Raw genomic sequence first — 17,509 nt, forward strand, 5'->3', positions numbered from 1 at the left:
CTTCGCAAGTTGATCTCTCGACTTACGAAGTTTCCATGGGATTCCGGGTTAACAAACTTCCTCAGTCTGATAAGAGATTTCGAAATTGTCTTTGATGACGCCTCTCTTTAAATTATAATTTAGTTTCTCTGCTTTAATTAAAATTTAAAAATCCGACCTTTGCAAAATATGCTTTCTAAAATCTACAATAAATACAAACACTATTACAAAGAAAATTTAGTACTGGCTTTGCCAATAGTGGGTTCCCAGGTGGGGCATACTTTAGTTCATATGGCTGACAGTATAATTGTGGGGCACTTTACCGATACCACACAATTGGCATCCGTGTCATTAGTAAATAGCATTTTTATTTTGATCATGGTTATTGGCTTAGGTATTTCCTATGGTTTAACACCATTAATTGCACAAGAGAATGGTCGCCAAAACCATGCAGAATGCGGTAAATTGTTGTCAAATAGTTTAATAATTAATATTCTGATCGGAATTTTCTTGTACTGCCTGGTGCATTTTGGGGTGTTGTTAGTTATAGATCACCTGAATCAAACTCCTGCTGTGGTAAGTTATGCGAAGCCCTATTTAGGCTTACTATCGGCATCGATCATCCCACTGCTAGTTTTTCAAACCTTTAAACAATTTGCAGAAGGTTTAGGCTTTACCAAGCAGGCCATGTTTGTGTCTATCTGGGGCAATGTGCTCAATATAACCCTGGGAATAATCTTTGTGAAAGGAATGTTCGGCATTAAACCGATGGGCGTAAGTGGTGTGGGCTTAAGCACTTTGATTGATAGAACTTTAATGGCAATTGTAATGGCTATTTACGTTTTAAGATCTAAACATTTTAAAAAATACCTTACCGATTTTAAAGCTACTTTTATTGATAAAGTAAGGGCGTTTAAACTGATTAAAATTGGTGCGCCGGTTGCCATGCAATATTCTTTCGAAATCAGTGCTTTTAGTGGTGCAGCAATATTAATCGGCACTATTGGCGCCGTAGAACAGGCGGCACATCAGATTGCTATTGGCCTGGCCGCCATGACTTATATGATGGCGAGCGGTGTCGCATCTGCAGCAACCATTAAAACGGGGAACAATTTTGGCAAAAACAATTTCGATGATCTTCGTAAATCAGCAATAGCAAGTTATCATGTTATTTTATTGTTCATGTCTTGCACGGCGATTATTTTTATCCTGGCAAATAACCTTTTGCCGTTTATCTATACAGGAGATTTGAAAGTAGTTGCAATAGCTTCACAATTGGTAATCATCGCTGGCTTTTTTCAGCTATTCGATGGCACACAGGTAGTGGGTTTAGGAGTACTTAGGGGAATTGGTGATGTAAACATTCCTACCTTTATTACCTTTCTGGCTTATTGGGTGGTTGGAATTCCTGTGGGTTATGTGCTTGGTTTTCACTTCGGCTTAGGCGTGAATGGAATCTGGTATGGCTTAACCCTTGGCTTGCTCACTGCTTCCATCTTGTTGTTCCTGAGATTTCAAAACAAAACAAGAGCATTAAACATGGAAATAGTTACTGATGGTAAATTAGCAAAATAGCTATCTGATCTAAAAAGATAGCTATCTATCAACTTACTAAATTTATAAAGCCTGTGCGCTGAAGAATTTCGTAAGTTTTGATGAGCGTACCGTAAAACTTTCGAAGTATTTCCCCAACAAGGGCCACCAAAGCTTTGCAGTTGATCTTTGTTCGTAAAATTCAGATAGTTTTAAAGGATTCTAAATCTATTTCCCGCCAACATTAACTACCATACCAATCGTAAAGATTGAATTTCCTGCTGACATATATTTTCGATTCTTTAAACCAATATTACTACTGGTGGTATATTGAAGCTGAATAACCTTGCTTAATGCCATTCTCGTAAAGAAAACCGGCTCAAAGAAGATATTATCCTCTTTCGGCTGAACCACACCGTTTAAAAAGAAACGATCCATTTTAACATGGCTTATTCTCAATGCGGTACCATAATTAATCGGGAAGTCTGTACCGAACAAACGAAGGTTATTTTTCTTTTTGGAGCTATAATTAACCTGCAAAAATGATTTACGATAATCTACTTCCTGAATTTCACTGCTCAGCAAAACATCACCCTTGTAGTCTCTAAAGGTAATGTCGCTCCAACCCTTTCCAACTCCGGCGTAAACCTCAATAATTCTATTATTATCCGGACCAAAAGTATCGAAATATCCTCCTCCAATTTCCACGAGCTTATGCCCGAAATCTTTAGTCTTACGATCATTGTTCATGGTTGAACCACTAAAAAGTACGCCGATGTGATCAGACACTGCATATGCGCCATTGATACTAGTATTTCCTTTCAGTGAAATATGCCCACCACCACTAAACTCACCTTGTTTACTCAACATTGGTGTATTGGGAACATTTGGCATGTATACTGAAGAACAACTTGCGGCAAAAAGTGCCAAAACTGGTATTGCGAAACGTAGGTGTTTGATCATAGGTGTCTTTATAAACAGATTTTTAAATCAAAAATTGTGTTAAACAGTAATATTCATAAATTCCATTACCCGTTTAAACTCTTCATGAAGATTTGCCTTTAAATGAATTTTCTGAGAGGTGATTGGATGTGTAAAGCTTAATTCTGATGCATGAAGTAACATGGTAGACATATTCCATTGCTCCAAAAAGAATTTATTTTGTTTATTGCAGCCGTGCGTACGGTCGCCGATAATAGGATGTAGAATGTGACTGAAGTGCCTTCTTAATTGGTGCATCCTCCCGGTTTTAGGAGTGGCTTCTACCAGAGAATACCTGGATGTAGCGTGTTTACCAAATGGAACATTTACTTCTGCCCGTTGCAGTGTTTTAAAAGATGTAAAAGCATCTTGCATGGTGCCGTTTTCCTTAGCGAGTGGATAATCAATATCCATTGCATCAGGCGTAAAACCACGCAAAATAGCCAGATATTTCTTATCAGTTTCTGCATTCATAAATTGCTGATGCATAGCAATTTCACTTGGCTTATCAAAAGCAAACAATAAGATTCCACTTGTCTTCCGATCTAAACGATGAACAGGACTTACATGCCTGCCTACCTGATCGCGAAGCATTTGTAAAGCAAACTCGGTGGCATCCCTGGCTATTGATGATTGATGAACCAATAAACCATGTGGCTTGTTAATGGCAATTAAATTTTCGTCTTCGTAAATGATCTCCAACATATTGCCGCGAAGATAAGCATATAGGCCATATAACGCCATCTGATAGCCAATTATATTCCAAAATTTACAAGAAAGCAAATTGGTAATTAACTAAATAAATCAAACGCTACTTTGTAGGTATTGCAATGTGCATCTACAATATCGCGAATATGCTCAGAATAGCCTCCACCCATACTAATTTGAATGGGCAATCCTTGATTCTTGCAAGTTTGAATTACTATTCTGTCGCGTTCTCTACAAGCTGCTTTACTTAAAGCGATCTTTCCAAGTTTGTCTGTAGAAAGTACATCTACCCCAGATAAATAGAAAACAAAGTCTGGTTTTGCAAGGTCAAATGCAATTTCCAGCTGTCGCTTTAGCAAGCTTAAATATTCTTCATCCTGTACGCCATCATCCAATGGAACATCCAGATCAGACTTTTCTTTTCGAAATGGAAAATTTTTCTCTCCATGCATGGAAAACGTAAAAACCCTTGATTCATTTTTAAAAATCTCTGCCGTTCCGTTCCCCTGGTGTACATCTAAATCTATGATCAATATTTTATTGCATAATTTATTATACAATAGATAGTTAGCCGCGATTGCCTGATCATTTAATAAACAAAAACCCTCACCCCAATTACTTCCGGAGTGATGTGTTCCGCCAGCAACGTTAAAAGAAACTTCACCACTATTTAGGGCATGGATAGCCCCGTCTATGGTGCCTTGGGTAATTCGTAATTCCCTTTCCAATAGTTGCGCATTCAAAGGGAAACCTATTCTTCTCTGCTCCTTTGCCGGAAGCGTTAAATCTCTAAGTTGTGCCCAATATTGTGCTTCATGCGTAAGTAAAACGGTTTCTTCTGCTACTGGCTCAGGGCTGAAGAGATGATGTTGTTCTATAATCCCCTCGTATAATAATTGTGCTGGAATCAGTTCGTACTTCAACATCGGGAATCGATGTCCTTCAGGCAAAGGATGAGCATACAAAAGGTGGTAAGCAATTTTAATCATCACCCAAAATTTCCTCTACATGTTTTTCTATATTATTACAAATGGTATCTACAGGTAAGTCGTTTGCATCCATCCCAAATGGATCTTCTATTTCTTCAGCTATCAACTCCAAACTTGCTAATACATAGAGGATAAAGGGAACAATCAGCACCAGATAATAGCCCAAACTAAAAACCCAGCCAATAGGAATCGTAAGCACATAAATGAAGATGAACTTCTTAATAAAGGCACTGTATGAATATGGGATTGGCGTATTCTTGATCCGTTCGCAGCCTCCACAAATATCTGTAAATTGGTTAATGTCGTTGGTTAATACGATAAGTTGCTCCTGAGAAATTAGATCCCGTCTCAGCAGATCATAAATCCGGGTAATCATGCTGCTAGCAATTTGGTTTGGAATGTGTTTCCCATCTTTAACCTCAATCAGAAAGCTATTCTTCCCGAAGTATTTTTTCTCCCTCAGGTGTTCTTTCATCGCGAAAGCAAACTTTGGAATGCCATATTCAAAAAAGCGCAGATCATCTTCGGGCAATTTCAATGCTTTTATTTTCATGGCGAAGTTCCGGCTTACATTGGTTAATCCGCCTAAAAGTTTGCGTCCATCCCACCAACGATCGTAAGATGTGTTGGTGCGAAAAACCAGCAACATGGAAATCACGAAACCAAGCAGGCTGTGCATCATGCCTATGTTACTTACATAATCGCTTTTAGAAAGCTTAAAAACATTGAGTTCTAAAAAAGCAACAAATGCTGAAAATATAGACACGCTGATCATCAGCGGCCAAAGTTTTAAAATGGTGTCTCCCTTATGAAAATGGAAGATATAGGTAAACCATTCTTTTGGATTGTAATTGATCATATGGGGAGCGCTATAAAATTGCTTTGCAAACTTTAAGCAAAGTTTGTCCTGTTAAATAAATATCTTCGAAAGAGTTGTACAATGGAATCGGGCTTAACCGAATCACGTTCGGTTCACGCCAATCGCCGAGCACATGATTGGCTACCAGACCATCAAAGATTTCCTTTCCTTTTTCTGCAGCGATGATGGATAATTGTGAACCTCTATCCTCTGCAACTTCAGGTGTAATAATTTTAAACTGTGCTGAATTTAATTCTTTATTAACTTCATTAACAATGAAATATAAATACCCAGTTAATGCAATACTTTTACTTCTTAATGGATCTATAAATCCTGCTTTTTGAAAGATTTTTAAGGATGCGTGATATAAAGCCATTGGCATTACTTGTGTGCAACTCACCTGCCAGCCATCTGCTCCGGCTTCTGGAATAAAGCCTTTTTCCATTTTAAAGCGTTTATTTTCCTGATAACCCCACCATCCTGCAAAGCGATTTAAAGTCTGATTATTAAAATGTTTTTCATGAACAAAGATGCCTGCTATTCCACCAGGACCCGAGTTTTGATATTTGTAAGAACACCAGCAAGCGAAATCAACATCCCAATCATGAAGTTTCACTGGTACATTTCCTGCTGCATGAGCCAAATCCCATCCAACGATAGCGCCAACGGCCTGGCCGGCTTGTGTTATGCGCTTCATATCGTACCACTGCCCAGTATAATAATTTATTCCCCCAAACAATACCAAAGCTAGTTCTTCACCATGTTCATTAATTTTTGAAATGATATCTTCCGTTCTCAAGGTGTCTTCACCCGCTCGCGGAAAAACTTCAATGATTGCATCATCAGGTTGAAGTCCGTGAAATCTCACCTGACTTTCTATTGCGTATTGATCAGACGGAAAAGCACCACCTTCCATTATAATTTTAATGCGTTTACCTTTCGGTTGGTAAAAACTCACCATCAATAAGTGTAAGTTCACAGTGAGGGTATTCATCGGGCAAACTTCGCTCGGCAAAGCACCAACCAATGGTGCCATCAGCTTTTTAAGTTCCTTATGATAAAACATCCAAGGCTCTTCGCCTTCAAACCAGCCTTCTACAGCGAGGTTTGCCCAGTTAGATAATTGCTGATCCAGAACCTCTTTTGCAGCTTTAGGTTGCAACCCTAATGAATTACCACATAAGTATATAAAATCTTTTCCTTGATGCTTTGGAAATAAAAACTGTTGTCTAAAATTTTTTAAGGTATCGATCTGATCCTGCGCCTGAGCAAACGCTAAATTATTTTCAAAATTCATTATTCAATATTACAAAAAAAGCAGGAATTGTTTCCAATCCTGCTTTTTAAGGTAAATGATTTTATTTAAAATTTTATGGTATCGTGCTTGCCCATATCTGGTGTATCTCCAGTTACAACGGCTTTTAGTATACTGAACAAGACAACAATTTTAGATGATGATGAATCCCAGTATTCAGCTTCCTCTGGCGCTACCTTGATTAGAATTAATCTTGGATCTTCCACACCATCAGGGAACCATGCTTTAACAAACGGAGAAAAATAAGCTTCTTTTCTTACCTGATCGTCTACTAATTCTGCTTTTCCCTTAACGGTTAAGTATGTATTTTTAGACGGATCGCTATAGGATAGCAAAACATTATTTTCCTTAGAAATTTCCTTTGATTTGAGGGAGTATTCATTTGTAAAAAACCAAATACTTCCATCCTCTTCAATTTTAGCAGTACTCATCGGTCTGCTTCCGAATTCATCGCCGGAAGATACTGTTGTAAACATACATGTTCTAACACCTTCCGCTAACTCTTTTAAAATTGCTATATTTTTTTCGTTTTTCATCTTTTGGATATTTGATTAAAAAACAGGTTGAGGGCAAAAATGTTTTATTTATTCTGCAACCTTATTTGGCTTACTCACATACTTATTCCCTTTAACAAAGAAACGCCAGGGCAAAATTGCATGCTCTTGCGCATAGGCTATCCCTACACGTGGAGTGGCTGCGATTTCATCATCCTGATATTTAATCCCCTGATCTTCTAACCAAATTTCATTGCCCGTTAAGTTTTTGGCGTTGAAAGTACGATCAATCCCAAGCGCTTTGGCAGCAGACCCGGGTCCGGATGATATGGCGGCTTTTGCAGCCGGCATATTTCTCCTTAGTTCCATTACATCTACACCAATTAAAGGAACTATTGCACGAATCAATATTGCATGAGGATCATCCTTTACTGAGGTAACCACATTAAACAGGTGATGCATCCCATAGCACAAATACACATAAGAAACGCCGCCTTTACTATACATGGTTTCGGTACGATTCGTTCTCCTGCCACCGTAGGCATGAGAGGCTTTATCTTTAATCCCAAAATAGGCTTCAGTTTCAACAATGATACCCGCTGTGATCTCGCCATCGATTTGGGTATACAACACTTTACCAAGCATATCTTTGGCCAGCGCTACCGCATCTTCGTTAAGAAAATATTCAGGAGATAATTTCAAAATAAGTTAATTATTTGTTTAACAAAACAGCCATAATTCTCTCTAAATGAATTTGATCTATAGTATCAAAGTGGTTTAAAAATTCACTATCAACATCCAGAACACCAATCACTTCATTGTCTTTTATGAGCGGCAACACAATTTCTGATTTAGATGCTGAAGCACAGGCAATATGACCTGGAAATACATCAACATCCGGAACTATTAATGCTTGCATTTGTTGCCATGAAGCACCGCAAACTCCTTTTCCTTTTTTAATTCGGGTACAAGCCACAGGCCCTTGAAATGGACCTAATACCAATTCATCATCTTTTACAAGATAAAAGCCTACCCAAAACCAGTTGAACTGCTCTTTTAGAGCGGCAGCTACGTTTGCCATATTGGCTACGAAATCCGTTTCACCGAATAATAATCCTTCGATTTGAGGAATTAAAGATTCATACTGCTCTGTTTTTGATACTGCTCTGTTTATAGTTAAATCTTCTGCCATGCACCAAAGTTAAAAATCATTTATTTGAATTTCCTTGCATGGGTTGATAATGACAAAAAACTGAATGAGATGATCTGTTAATTTACTTAGTTTTGAGGCTTAAAACATTCTTTACATGATTGCAGCCTTAACCATTACCAAGTTTCGCGGTATCAATATTCCATTCGCATTTTTAGGGATGGCGATACTGAGAATTCCGTTATGGCTTAACCGGGATTGCAGATTCTGGAAGTTGATGGGAAGTGGTAAAGATGCCCAGGTAGATCTTGCGCCAGATTTTAAACATTGGGCAATCATCACTACCTGGGAGAATAAAGAAAGTTGTGATCATTTCTATGCCACATCATTCCCTGTAAAATGGTTCAGGTTTTTTGGTTTTGAGGAATTCACTATTTTACTTAAGCCTTTAAGTAGTCATGGTTTATGGTCAGGTAAACAGCCTTTTAAATCGGATCAAAATTATAAACCAAATACCAGAAAAATTGCCGTAATTACCCGGGCAAGGATTAATTTTAGTAAGTTAAAAGAATTCAAAAGCAATATAAAAAGGGCGGCAGATCAGATGAAAAAATCTGATGGATTTATTTTGTCTGCCGGAGTTGGTGAAAATCCGCTTCTTGATCAGGCAACCTTTTCTATCTGGGAGAACGCTGAAAGCATGAAAAATTACGCTTACAAGTCTTTTGACCATGCAGATATCATCAAGCTAACCAGAGAACGTAAATGGTATTCAGAAGATTTATTTGCACGCTTTGAGATTTTGCAAATGCAGGGAATTTTCAATGGCAAGGCTGTAGACGACTATATTCCGTTTCGCGAAACAAACACAAATAATAATTAACATGAGAGTTATAGCAGAATTATCACACCCTGAATGTAAGATTACCATTTTCTCAATGAACCAAAAGTACATTGTAAAATTTGAGCAGGGCACCTTCGAGCAAAGTTACAAATTAGCAGAACTGGATCTAAGTGGAGGAGGTGTAAATGATGTATTCGAAATCTTAGATGAAGAATTTATTGCCACTGTAATTGAGCGTTTCAAAGTGATGAGAAGTGATTTTACTGCTGCATACAAAAGACATCAGTTTTAGGAAATAAACCAACATAACTAACTGGTAATTAATCACATATAATATCATTCAGAATTTAATTCCGTCAAATCACGTTATTTTAAACTTAATTTCATCGATTTGATAATATTTTACTTTACAAAAGTAAAGCTAAGTAATTGATTTACAGAAACTATTGCTTGATAACAAAATATTATTCTGAAGTGTATAATTGCCAAATAAATGATAAGTTTAGCTATTTAAGTGAAAGCCTCATAGGTTTTGATTACCTATGAGGTTTTAGTGATAATACTCATTTCCAATAGATTTTACCTAAGCGATTTCAACATCCCTAAGAAACTATCTAAATTTCCTGAATGAAGATCAACTTGCGAAATTCTTCAGCGCACAGGCTTTTAAAATTTCGTAAGTTGATGATATAATTTTCAGATAACTTACAACTGAATATAAATAATATAGGTTGGCAAGATTATGAAATCACGGTATCATGAACCACTACTCTATACCAATTATCAGAGAATTTTTCAACTGCATCTAAATGTGTCTTATCTTCCTGGTAAGCATTGTGATCAGTAATATTATCGAAGGTAATAGTAAGTGAATACGTGAAGGAGTTATCAGTAACTGGCCGCGTTGGTGTATTCGCTGCCAAGCCATAATTCAAAGTTTTAATGTATTTAATTGGCTTCAAGTGTTCAAAAAAATTCTTAAAATTTGCCACTTCAGCTTTTGTTAATTGCGGCTTTAACCAGAACATTACAAAATGTTGTATCTGTCCGTTATTAGGGAGTTGATTTTCTGACATCCTATCTTTTTTATTCCAAGTTAAAAAAAATAGGCATAAAAAAAGCGGCTATTAAAAATAACCGCTTTCAATGCAAATATGCTAATTAGTTTTTAGGTTGCACACGACCTGATTTTCTGTCTTCGCCTCTACCGATTAAATAACCGCCACCTGCTCCAACTAAACCACCGATAATTGCACCTCTACCTTTTTTCTTATCAATTAATGCACCACCAACTGCACCAGCTGCACCACCAATTACGGCACCCTTAGCACCATCACTCCAGCCTTTTTTCTTAGCTGTTGGTTGTGTTCCACCATATGAGCTAGAACTTCCACCTGAGCTGCTACCAGAACTTGCGTAAGACCTAGATGATCTTGATGATCTAGCACCTGCCGCTCTCGCTGCAGCTAATTCTGCCTGGTGTTTAGCTTCTTTTTCCGCTTCAACTTTTGCAACTTCAGCTCTTTTAAAACTATCTAAACGTAAACTATCTTTAACTGCTTTAACGGCCAATTGTTTCTCGGCTTCTTGTTGTTTTAATGCTGCTTCTTCTTTTGCTTTATTGTTACAAGCAAACATCACTGAACTTAATGCGATTACTACAAATATCTTTTTCATAACGTTTTTCTTTTAATGAATCTTACTTCGGTATCCTAACCACACTAGCAGGCTTCATTGTCTTGTGTGATTTAGTTAATTATCGGTACTTAAGAAAAAATGATGCCAAAATTTTTTACCTGATAATTTAAGCTACTAAATCAATATACCAGAAGCCAGAAACTCCGGACTCTGCATTGCACACGTCGGCAGAATCAGCCTTCGATGTTGGTGCCGGATAGGTTCTGAATACTTTCTCTCCAATGGTGAAAGGGATTTTATTTCGAAAGATCGGGCCTTCAAAGGCGAATGTATGAAACTCGCCATTTTCTCCACAGGGATCAATATTTGGTGGAAGCGCATCAATTAAAGTGCTGGTAACTACTTCTCCACAGAAATTCTCGAGATCACTTTGTGTACATACAATGATGGTTTTATAGGTCAGCTTTAAAAACTCATCGATTAAATCCCTGGTATCCCTCTTCCACAATGGAAAGATTGCACTTAAGCCAACTTCTTTCAATTTGTTTTCACGATAAGCACGAAGATCTTCTAAAAAGATATCTCCAAAAATGGAATGTGTAATCCCTTCCTTTCTAAATTTAGCAAGGTGGAAAGCCATTGATTGATTGTAGGTTTCCATATCGGGCATTTCACCAAGGCGAATCTGATATAGAGGAATGCCAATACCTTCTGCTTGTGCGATTAGCAATGCTTCACGAACACCATGCATGGAAACACGGTTATATTTTTCGGTTACAGTAGTAACGAGGTAACGAATTTCTATTGATGGATCCTGAAGAACGTAATGCAGGGCGAGCGTACTGTCTTTACCGCCACTCCAGTTAAAAATGCAAATCTTTTTATTCATTTAACAACATGGTCTTAAGTATCTCCATACCATCTACAGCATTTTTTTCTATGGAAATTACATTTTTGTAACGCTTTACATCGGGCGTTTTTGGATCGATAATGTATTTGGTAGTGGCAGATGGAACAAAATCTATTAATCCTGCTGCCGGGTAAACTGCCAGTGAAGTCCCTATTAAAACAAATAGATCTGCCTGCTGACAGATTTTAGCGGCGACTTCAATCATAGGCACAGGCTCTCCAAACCACACTACATGTGGACGAAGCTGGGCACCGAGTTCGCAAAATTCGCCCATTTTAATTTCTGTACCTAAAATTGGATAGGTTAGATTTGGTTTAATATCTGATTGTGATTTGGTTATGATGCCATGCAAATGCGTTACATTTTTTGAACCTGCCCTTTCATGTAAATCATCAATATTTTGTGTGATGATTTCCACGTCATAATTGCGTTCTAATTCTGCGAGTGAAAAATGAGCAGCATTTGGTTGCGCAGCGACAACTTGTCTTCTACGCTCATTATAAAATTCCTGAACCAATTCGGGATCTCGTTCCCAAGCCTCTGGCGTAGCCACATCTGCAATATTGTAACCTTCCCAAAGTCCATCCGAATCGCGAAAAGTTCTTAAGCCACTTTCTGCACTAATCCCTGCTCCCGTTAAAACAACTAATTTCATAGCAATTGACTAAACGGATTGATGAACGGATACTTCGTGATGAAGGTTGATGAATTTTCTACTAATATGCTCGTCAGCCTCAAATAAATCTGGGTGGAACATACAAGCCAGTGCTTCAATTCCTTCTACCAATGTTCCAACACTGGGTTGGGTAAACATGTCAAAGTCGGCCAGGTAAACCTGATTCTGCTTCACTGCCTCCAGGTTATTCCATCCTGCTTTTGAAGTAATTAAGTTCATCTCCTCACGCGTTCGGTTTACATCGAAACCACAAGGCGCAATCACCAGCACTTCAGGATTGTATCTTATAATCTTTTCCCAAGGTGTTACAATCGAATCTCCGGCAGGATTAGAAAGCATGTCTACACCACCTGCAGCAGCAATCTGAAATGGAATCCAATGTCCACAATTGTACACGGGTTCAATCCACTCCATCATCATTACCCGCTTTAATGGTGCTCTATTGGCTCTTAATTTATCTAAAATTGCATCCGTTTTTTGTTGAAGATTAGCTAAATAATGAAGTGCTACTTCTTCCTTTCCCAGCGCCTTCGCTATTGTGATCGCACATTCGTAAACATCTTGCAAGTTATTCGGCGATAATGGAACCAAGGCAGGCTGTTTGCTGAGTTTCATTACTGCTGTCTCCGTACAAACGGTATCGATATTACAGACTTCGCAAATATCTTGAGTGAAAACAATATCAGGTGCAATGCTTTCCAAAAGTGAATCGTCTACCCAGTATAAGCTTTTTCCCTGGGCTTTAGATGCCGAGAAAATCCTATCAATTTCAATGCTCGAGTAATTTTTACCTTCTAAGATGCAACGAACTACTTTCGGTTGATCTGCGGCTTCTTTCGGACACTCGAAAGTTACACCATACAAGTATTCTTGCAGGCCCATATCATAAATCATCTTAGTGGCGGCAGGTAAAAAGGAAACAACTTTCATGGGCTGGAATTTTGATTGTCGTCTTGATTATTTCAAGATTTTGTTTTTTGGTGATTGATTTAATTCGCATCACTAAAAGTTAAAGATAAAAAAAATCCTCTTTTGAACTGAATCAAAAGAGGATTTATCACTAATAAAGTATTAACTAAATGGCCTGCGTTTGCAGCTTGTTTAATTTTAATGCAGGAAACTTGAATTTCAGAATTTCAAAAGCACCAAAAAGAACTGCACCATATATTAATGTTCCTTCTAAAAATCTTATTTCGAAAGGAATTGCCCTTTCCAGGCATAACCAGAAACCAGCAAAATCTTGTGTGTATGATGGGTTTCTAAACCAAACACCAAAATCAGTTACTATCCAATGAATAAAAACAATAGCCAGTGTTGATCCTAATAAGGTTACTGCATTTATCTTATTCAGTAAGATTCGACCTACCAATACCATTAAAGCGAAAGCAATATAAGTCCAATACCAACCTTCGTAAAGAAATCCATTACTGTATTCTTTAAAAATGGTGCTGGCCAAAATAAAATCACTTAAAAATAAACTTAATAACGGAAAGGCAAATGCTTTCAGGTTATCTTTAAAATAAGCGCCACCAAATAATGCAACGGCTCCTATGGAGGAAAAATTTGCAAATTGAAGTGCATCAGAGTTAAAGGTAATGAACAGACGTAATGCTGTAATAACCAATATCATCAATAGCAAAATAACATTGCGTGGATTAAATTTTAGATTGGACATGCTTTTTTGAAAATTTTTATCTTACAAAGTTATATTTTCTTATCGGATATTAAAAGTTACCCCAGTATTAAAGTTGAAACCTAAGGTGTTATAGCCGATAATCTCACTATATTTTTCATTTAAGATATTTTTCGCATCAAAGAAGATTTTCACTCTTTTTTTAGCTAAAGCATACTCTGCATAAGCACTTAACAATTTATAACTTGGTAAGTTTTCAACGGCATAAGTAGTAAAATTTCCGTCAGTACGTTTTCCGAAATAACGATAATTTGCGTTTACATATAAATTTGAAGTGGCCTGAATGCCAGCAGTTAAGCCAAATGAATGCTTAGGTCTTCTGAAAAGGAAATCTTCTACCCTGTTGTTTACACTATTGTATTCATTTCCTTCTACGTAAGAATAATAGCCATTAAGGTCTAGTTTCCAGATTTTAACAGCTGGTTCAATTTCAAAACCTTTAACTTTCTGACTTTCCTGATTGATATAACCTGCGGCGAAATCATAAATAATGGCATCGGTTAAATCTCTTTTGAAACCAGCAACACGTAAGGAGAATTTGTTCTCGGCGAAACTGAAGTTTGCACCAGCCTCATAATTCTGAGATTTTTCGGGTTTCAAACCTAAATTGGCTCCAAATTGTCCGAACAACATATTAAGCGTTGGAATTTTGAACGCTGTAGAGACCGTTCCAAATAATTTTACTTCTTTAATAATGTTGATGCTTGGTGTGATGGTGTAAGTATAATTTTCTCCATATTGTTCATGTTTATTGTAACGGCCACCAACTTCCAGGTTGAAGATGCTTAAATCGTGAAGAAATAGTGAACCATAAGCAGCAAAAATATTGGTTTCAGGGCGATTAGCGCCGGAAGTTAAATGCATTTCACGATTTTCTATTCCGGCCAACAGATTTAATTTTTCACCTAACTTTTGATTATAAAATAAATCGATCAGACTGATACTTCCTGAGCCCATGCTGGTGTAAGGGAAACCATCAAAACTGCTTGATGTATTATTCGAAGTATTTTGATAGCTATAATTCAGGTTTATTTTACCAGAACCAAAGTCGTATTTGGTATTCAATCCTCCGCTAAAGTTCTTTAAAGTGGTGTTGTTTGCCGGTAAACCATCAGAGAAAGCACCTTCATCAATTTTATAATTTCCACGGTAGTAACGCACAAATGGATTAATTGAAAAGCGCTTATCTAGCTGAATGCCGAAAGTTGCATTCACACCATCCGTTTTATAACCGTCTTTATCAAAGTCCGCATTGTTACCTACAGGATTAGCGGCTTCAGAAATTCCATCACTTTTTTGGTGCGTATAATTTACATTGTAAGTGAAGCCATCTACAGCACCATTTAAACCTATAGTTCCTTTATACGTTTCATAACTTCCTGCACTGGCCACACCGAAAATGGTATTTCCTTTTGCACCGCCTTTTTTAGTAACGATGTTGATTACTCCGGCGATTGCATCAGATCCGTAAATGGTCGATTGTCCACCTCTTAAAATCTCGATGTGATCAATCTGATCGATTGAAAATAAACGCAAGTCGAATGCTCCGCCATTTCCTGATGGGTCATTTTGAACGATACCATCAATTAAAACGACTGCGTATGCACTACCTGCACCTCTAAAAAATACCGATTTGTTTAATCCTGGGTTGCTTCCTGAGCCTGCAACGATGATGCCGGCCTGCTCACTGATTAATTCTGGTAAAGATTTACCATTACTGCGATCTAAAGTTTCGCGACTGATGATACTCACCACCTTACCAGTTTGTGATTGTTTCTGGTCATTTTTGGTAGCCGAAATGACAACATCTTTAAGTCGTAAGGAGTCTTGCGCATTAGCTTGGCTAATACCGAATTGCACCAAGCCAATGCCTGCTGCAATAATTAGTTTTTTTTTGTTCATTTGATTGTGAGTTTTGCCCACAGCCAACAGATAGAAAAGGAAATGAAAATACGAAACCGTTAAGTACTCCAATCCTAGCTTCAATCCCCGAAAGCTATGAAATTATATGCTGGTGGCAGGTCTTCTGACTTACTCCCGATTTTTGAGCCTTCCCATTAAATATTGTTAACAGTGGCGTAGATTTAAAAACCGTTATAGAGCTTACAGCTGCGGGACAGTTGCAGAACTACACTGCATTCCCTTTTAATTCCAGTACGAAATGCACAGGAAACCAAAAGCGCTGCAAAAGTAGTAAAATAAAGCTATTCGTAAAATATTTAAACCTTATAGTTTGGTTCCTCCGACTTACGAAGTTTTGGTGGATTGTGCGTGTTGGGGAAACTTCTTCAGTCTCTTGAAGTTTTTAATCATTTTTAAAACTGTCGAAGTCTTTCCACGCTCTTGGCCTTTGAGACTTCGCAAGTTGATTCCTTGACTTACGAAGTTTAGTTGGATTGTGCGCGTTGGGGGAACCTCGTCAGTCTCTTAAAGTTTTAATCATTTTTAAAACTGTCGAAGTCTTTCTACGCTCTTGGCCTTTGAGACTTCGCAAGTTGGTTTTTCGACTTACGAAGTTTAGGTGGATTTTGAGTGTTAGGGAAACTTCGTCAGTCTCTTGAAGTTTTTAATCATTCTTAAAACTGTCGAAGTATTTCCACGCTCCAGGCCATTTGAGACTTCGCAAGTTGGTTTTTCGACTTGCGAAGTTTGGGTGGATTGTGCGTGTTGGGAAAACTTCGTCAGTCTCTTGAAGTTTTTAATCATTTTTAAAACTGTCGAAGTCTTTCCACGCTATTGGCCTTTGAGACTTCGCAAGTTGATTTGATTACTCGGCCATTAATATGGTTTTTGTCTCTTCCAGTTTCGACTTTTCTTCATCAGATACTGCCGGAAAATCAAGATTGAGTTTTTCGAGTCGTTCTAAAATTATTTCACTAATAGCTAAACGGGCAAACCATTTTTTATCCGCAGGAATGACGTGCCAAGGTGAAGCTTCGGTGCTGGTTTCATTGATGGCATCCTGATAAGCGCTCATATATTTATCCCAATGTGCCCTTTCTTTGATGTCGCCGGATGAAAACTTCCAGTTTTTAGTCGGGTCTTCAATCCGCTCCAGGAAGCGCTGTTTTTGTTCGTCACGGCTTACATTCAGAAAGAATTTTAAAACAACGGTTCCATTTGCACTCAAATGTGATTCGAAATTGCGAATGCTTTCATAACGTTGTTTCCAAAAATCCTTATTTACTTTTTTCACGTCATCAATGTGTGGAATGTTTTCATTCAGAATATATTCCGGATGGACTTTACAGGCCAATACATTTTCATAATGAGAACGATTATGGATACCAATTCTTCCCCTTTCTGGTAAAGCAAGGTAATGGCGCCATAGAAAATCATGCTCGTATTCTTTCACCGTAGGCACTTTAAAACTAAACACCTGGCAGCCTTGAGGATTTAACCCACTCATGATATGTGCTATAGCACTATCCTTTCCTGCTGCATCCATCGCCTGAAAAATAATTAAAACAGAATGTTTAGCAGCTGCATATAACTTTTCCTGCAAGTGACTGATCTCAATTTTAGTCTTAATTAATTCATCTTTGGCCTTTTCTTTATTGTAGGTTCCGGTAAAGTCAGTTTCAAAATTTTTCAAAGAAAACTTTTTATCTCCCTGTACAATTAGCGTTTTAAATTCGTTCTTCATACTTATGCATCGTTTTAGATAATTCGGTGTATCTATATTTTAAATATAGAACTAAAAAATAAGTAAATTAAAAACGTTAATTTGCATATAGAGT

19 protein-coding genes and 1 riboswitch are annotated in these 17,509 nt (G+C 37.6%); of the genes, 3 read left to right on the plus strand and 16 right to left on the minus strand.

Going from position 1 to position 17,509, the window contains the following annotated elements; all coding sequences use genetic code 11:
- The first annotated feature begins 168 nt into the window (after positions 1 to 168).
- A complete protein-coding gene (locus ACN1CD_RS06040; RefSeq protein ID WP_419129424.1) occupies positions 169 to 1,554 on the plus strand; it encodes an MATE family efflux transporter in 1,386 nt (461 codons plus the stop codon).
- A 186-nt stretch (positions 1,555 to 1,740) separates the two neighbouring features.
- On the opposite strand, the gene ACN1CD_RS06045 is transcribed toward ACN1CD_RS06040, so the two are convergent.
- From ACN1CD_RS06045 to ACN1CD_RS06080, 8 genes are all read right to left on the minus strand, one after another.
- The gene (locus ACN1CD_RS06045; RefSeq protein WP_419129425.1) at positions 1,741 to 2,475 is read right to left on the minus strand and encodes a hypothetical protein; all 735 of its coding nucleotides are present in this window, start codon (positions 2,473 to 2,475) and stop codon (positions 1,741 to 1,743) included.
- Between the two features lie 39 nt (positions 2,476 to 2,514).
- Entirely contained in the window at positions 2,515 to 3,198 is a 684-nt protein-coding gene (locus tag ACN1CD_RS06050; protein ID WP_419129638.1) for a pseudouridine synthase, read from the minus strand.
- 86 nt (positions 3,199 to 3,284) lie between these two features.
- A complete protein-coding gene (locus tag ACN1CD_RS06055) occupies positions 3,285 to 4,190 on the minus strand; it encodes a histone deacetylase (RefSeq protein WP_419129426.1) in 906 nt (301 codons plus the stop codon).
- A complete protein-coding gene (locus ACN1CD_RS06060; RefSeq protein ID WP_419129427.1) occupies positions 4,183 to 5,049 on the minus strand; it encodes a bestrophin family protein in 867 nt (288 codons plus the stop codon). Before ACN1CD_RS06060 ends, ACN1CD_RS06055 begins: the two co-directional genes overlap by 8 nt.
- A 10-nt stretch (positions 5,050 to 5,059) precedes the next feature.
- Entirely contained in the window at positions 5,060 to 6,346 is a 1,287-nt protein-coding gene (gene kynU / locus ACN1CD_RS06065; RefSeq protein WP_419129428.1) for a kynureninase, read from the minus strand.
- Positions 6,347 to 6,411: 65 nt separating this feature from the next.
- Positions 6,412 to 6,900: a pyridoxamine 5'-phosphate oxidase family protein gene (locus ACN1CD_RS06070; RefSeq protein WP_419129429.1), complete on the minus strand. Its 489-nt coding sequence runs from the start codon at positions 6,898 to 6,900 to the stop codon at positions 6,412 to 6,414.
- A 48-nt stretch (positions 6,901 to 6,948) separates the two neighbouring features.
- A complete protein-coding gene (locus tag ACN1CD_RS06075; protein ID WP_419129430.1) occupies positions 6,949 to 7,560 on the minus strand; it encodes a DNA-3-methyladenine glycosylase in 612 nt (203 codons plus the stop codon).
- 10 nt (positions 7,561 to 7,570) lie between these two features.
- A complete protein-coding gene (locus ACN1CD_RS06080; RefSeq protein WP_419129431.1) occupies positions 7,571 to 8,050 on the minus strand; it encodes a GAF domain-containing protein in 480 nt (159 codons plus the stop codon).
- Between the two features lie 115 nt (positions 8,051 to 8,165).
- Between ACN1CD_RS06080 and ACN1CD_RS06085 the strand changes: the two genes are divergently transcribed.
- The gene (locus ACN1CD_RS06085; RefSeq protein ID WP_419129432.1) at positions 8,166 to 8,891 is read left to right on the plus strand and encodes a DUF3291 domain-containing protein; all 726 of its coding nucleotides are present in this window, start codon (positions 8,166 to 8,168) and stop codon (positions 8,889 to 8,891) included.
- 1 nt (position 8,892) lies between these two features.
- The gene (locus tag ACN1CD_RS06090; protein WP_419129433.1) at positions 8,893 to 9,144 is read left to right on the plus strand and encodes a hypothetical protein; all 252 of its coding nucleotides are present in this window, start codon (positions 8,893 to 8,895) and stop codon (positions 9,142 to 9,144) included.
- 448 nt (positions 9,145 to 9,592) lie between these two features.
- On the opposite strand, the gene ACN1CD_RS06095 is transcribed toward ACN1CD_RS06090, so the two are convergent.
- The 8 genes from ACN1CD_RS06095 to ACN1CD_RS06130 all read right to left on the minus strand — a co-directional run bounded on the left by ACN1CD_RS06095 (position 9,593) and on the right by ACN1CD_RS06130 (position 17,415).
- The gene (locus tag ACN1CD_RS06095) at positions 9,593 to 9,928 is read right to left on the minus strand and encodes a Dabb family protein (RefSeq protein WP_419129434.1); all 336 of its coding nucleotides are present in this window, start codon (positions 9,926 to 9,928) and stop codon (positions 9,593 to 9,595) included.
- A gap of 85 nt (positions 9,929 to 10,013) precedes the next feature.
- Positions 10,014 to 10,529 (minus strand): YMGG-like glycine zipper-containing protein, encoded by a 516-nt coding sequence (locus tag ACN1CD_RS06100; protein ID WP_419129435.1) that lies wholly within the window; start codon positions 10,527 to 10,529, stop codon positions 10,014 to 10,016.
- Between the two features lie 127 nt (positions 10,530 to 10,656).
- A complete protein-coding gene (locus ACN1CD_RS06105; protein WP_419129436.1) occupies positions 10,657 to 11,379 on the minus strand; it encodes a diphthine--ammonia ligase in 723 nt (240 codons plus the stop codon).
- Positions 11,372 to 12,055: a Sir2 family NAD-dependent protein deacetylase gene (locus ACN1CD_RS06110; RefSeq protein ID WP_419129437.1), complete on the minus strand. Its 684-nt coding sequence runs from the start codon at positions 12,053 to 12,055 to the stop codon at positions 11,372 to 11,374. The genes ACN1CD_RS06105 and ACN1CD_RS06110 overlap by 8 nt, the downstream gene beginning before the upstream one ends.
- 9 nt (positions 12,056 to 12,064) lie before the next feature.
- On the minus strand, positions 12,065 to 13,006 hold the full coding sequence (locus ACN1CD_RS06115) for an ABC transporter substrate-binding protein (RefSeq protein WP_419129438.1): 942 nt from the start codon (positions 13,004 to 13,006) through the stop codon (positions 12,065 to 12,067).
- Positions 13,007 to 13,151: 145 nt separating this feature from the next.
- Positions 13,152 to 13,751, minus strand: a complete 600-nt coding sequence (locus ACN1CD_RS06120) for a DUF6580 family putative transport protein (RefSeq protein ID WP_419129439.1) — start codon at positions 13,749 to 13,751, stop codon at positions 13,152 to 13,154.
- A 39-nt stretch (positions 13,752 to 13,790) separates the two neighbouring features.
- Positions 13,791 to 15,671 (minus strand): TonB-dependent receptor plug domain-containing protein, encoded by a 1,881-nt coding sequence (locus ACN1CD_RS06125; RefSeq protein ID WP_419129440.1) that lies wholly within the window; start codon positions 15,669 to 15,671, stop codon positions 13,791 to 13,793.
- Positions 15,672 to 15,767: 96 nt separating this feature from the next.
- Positions 15,768 to 15,962: riboswitch (cobalamin riboswitch) on the minus strand.
- Positions 15,963 to 16,536: 574 nt separating this feature from the next.
- On the minus strand, positions 16,537 to 17,415 hold the full coding sequence (locus tag ACN1CD_RS06130; RefSeq protein WP_419129441.1) for a polyphosphate kinase 2 family protein: 879 nt from the start codon (positions 17,413 to 17,415) through the stop codon (positions 16,537 to 16,539).
- Between the last annotated feature and the right edge of the window lie 94 nt (positions 17,416 to 17,509).

It is taken from the genome of Pedobacter sp. N23S346, assembly GCF_048515415.1.
GTDB lineage: Bacteria > Bacteroidota > Bacteroidia > Sphingobacteriales > Sphingobacteriaceae > Pedobacter.